This is a genomic window from Pseudomonas sp. P4_C8 (assembly GCF_056401975.1).
This window is the reverse complement of the sequence record NZ_JBFUIH010000100.1, coordinates 1-2,594: the sequence shown is the minus strand read 5'-3', so window position 1 is coordinate 2,594 and position 2,594 is coordinate 1. Positions and strand designations below refer to the sequence as shown.

The following is a 2,594-nucleotide window of genomic DNA, read 5'->3' as shown; positions in this document are numbered from 1 at the left end:
CCGACTTGCAGGGCCTTTGCCCTTTCCGCCCTTCCCTTCTTTGCCGTGATCCAGCCCGTCGTCATCGCCGTCATTCGCGTTGGTCACGAACACCCGCTGCACGATGTTGGATCGGTCGCCGGCTGAACCGCGCGCGATGTTCACCAACCCCCGGCCGATCTTCAGCGCGGCCCAGGCCTTACCCAGCACCAATGCTCCAGCAGTGAGTGCCGCCAGGCCCAGCACCACCTTGGGCGTTTCCTCGGACAAGGCGGTCAAACCACGCGCCGCGCCGCCGATACCGGTGGCCAGCGCATCCGTCGCCGGGCGCAGGGCATCACCAATGGCCCGCAGCGAATCGTTGAACGCTTGACCGGTTTCGGCCCAACGTTGCGACGAGCTCTCGCGACGTTCATTCAGATTTTTGTCGAGAATGTCCTTGCGCGGGCCGCTGGGGTCCGAGGCGCCTTTTTTCAGCTCCGCGTAGAATTTTTTGTTCTGGGTGTACGCCATCAGGGCCGTCTTGACCTGCATGTCGGCAAACAGATCGCCGGTCCGCAACGTGGCGGCCAAGGCATCGGCCATCGCTTGCGCCTTGGCCGGGTCCGTCTCCTGGCTGATCTGGGTCAGTCCCTGATCCAGCTGCTTGGCCTTTTTTGGATCGGTCTTTTCCACATACCGGCGTGCCAGTTCGAAGCTGGCCTCGAAGGTCGACATGCCCTTGCCAATGGCGGCATTCATCGAGCCCTGATAGTCAATCCCGGCGTCGGCATACCCTTTAACCGTTTCCTCCGAGCCGATTTTCGCGACCCAGTTTTTCAGATTGTTCGCCGCCTCATCCGCACTGCCGGCGCTCTTGATCTGCACCTGCAGCATCGCCCCCAGTTGCGTGACCGCCTCCTGCCCGGTGATGCCAGTGCTGGCCATCTGCGCCAACAGCTCCGGAAACCACTTGGCCATGTCGGCCGCCTCGAAGCTGCCTTGCTGGCCCAGCAGCGCCACCGACGCCAAGGCCTGTTCCATTTTCTTGGGGTCGGTGATCTTGGCGTTGTTCTGCATCGCCAGAATCATCTTCGCGGTATCCGCGCCCGAAGCCCCCTGCCCGACCGCAAACTTGGCGGCCACCGGTGCATATGTCAGCGCTTCGGTCAGGTCCATGCCGCCACCGACCAGTTGGTTTACCAGCTCGGCCACTTGAGTGTTGGCCATGCCGGTGTCCTTTGAGGTCTGGACGATGTCGCGGGCGGTGTTCACTTCCTGTTGAGTGTTGGCGGTGCCGGACTTGATCGCGATGTCGCGAATGATCGCCTGGAAGTCAGCACTAATTTTGGTTGGCACGGCGGCCAGCGTGGTACCGGCCACCGCGGTGCCGAATCCACTGCGCARGCTTTCCTGCCCKTCCTGCACTTGGCCCATGCCTTTGGCCTTGAACTCGGCACTGCGCACCACCTTGCCCAGCGCCAGGTACTCCTGACGCAGGCGCCCRACTTCRACACCCTGCTTGCGYAGGCTGCTGGTGTTGGTYTCCAGYTTKCKMAGYAAGGCGTCRGCRTTGGCCGCKCCACTGTCGTGGGCTTTTTTCCATTCMTCGCGCAGACGCATGGTCTCGCCGATGACTTTCTGCAAGCCCTTGGCGCGRGTGGTTTGCGCCTCGAGCTTTTTCATTTCGCCGCTGACGTTCTTGAAGGCGGCGCCCAGAGAGGAATCGACGGCGCCGCCAATCACCAACCCGAGCGAGAGTTTGTTCGACATGGTTATCACCTACGTGCGACGGGATGGGCTCAGTCCGTGAGCCACCAGACCATCTCGGAAAACGACAGTCCCTGAATCTCGGCCGCCGAAAAGTTCAGCTCGACGGCCAAGCGTTTGGCCAGGGCCTTTTGCAGCCTGGGGTTAAACCCCGTCGTCTGCTCCCAGACGAAAATAGGCGGTCTGCAGACGACGGTAATCCCGCATCAGCAGCCCCTCCAGATCGCCACGGCCGATGCTTGCCAGGCTGCAGAACAAGACCATCTCCTGCTCTTCTTCGTTGCTCCCGCCCTGCAAAGTGGCGGCGCGCATCTCGCGCACCGTCGGCTCACGCAGGGTCAGCTGGTCCACCTTGATGCCGTTGGCCTCGCTCGCTTTGGATAACATGACGGTGGCAATGCCATCACCCAGTTGCAGCCACTTGGGCAGGACGTTGTCTCTTGCGTTGCTCATGGTGTGGCTCCTTACATGCCCAGCGCCGAGCGCACGGCGGCCAGTTGGTCGACGCCGTCGATGACACGGATCGAGTTGAGGGGATCGATTTCAAACATCACGCTGCCGTCGATTTCCAGCTTGTAATAGGTCACCGCGACGGCGTACTTGAACTCGCCTTTTTCGCCCGGCTTCCAGTCTCCCGGATCGACTTCCTTGAGGCTGCCACGCAGGGTGGCGACCACCGACTTGACCACACCTTTCTGGCCCTTAAAGGCACCGCGGAACGAGGCGTTGAACCCGGTCAGATCGGACTGGCCGAAGAACTTCAGCACCTCGCGACGCACGCCGTTGGTGAGAAAGCTGGCTTCCAGCTTTTCCATCCCCATGTCGAGTTCCACCGCCGCGTCCATGCCGCCCGCGCGGTACTCGTC

General features: G+C 61.9%; 3 protein-coding genes. All 3 read right to left on the bottom strand.

Going from position 1 to position 2,594, the window contains the following annotated elements; all coding sequences use genetic code 11:
• A partial coding sequence (locus AC1DWM_RS30015) for a phage tail tape measure protein (protein ID WP_477796873.1) occupies positions 1-1,731 on the bottom strand: 1,731 nt, incomplete at its 3' end.
• A gap of 141 nt (positions 1,732-1,872) precedes the next feature.
• Positions 1,873-2,181 carry a phage tail assembly protein gene (locus AC1DWM_RS30010; RefSeq protein WP_477796872.1) on the bottom strand — a complete coding sequence of 103 codons (309 nt, stop codon included), beginning with the start codon at positions 2,179-2,181 and terminating at the stop codon, positions 1,873-1,875.
• An 11-nt stretch (positions 2,182-2,192) separates the two neighbouring features.
• Positions 2,193-2,594 (bottom strand): phage major tail tube protein (locus tag AC1DWM_RS30005; protein WP_477796871.1); only part of this gene is annotated, 402 nt, incomplete at its 5' end.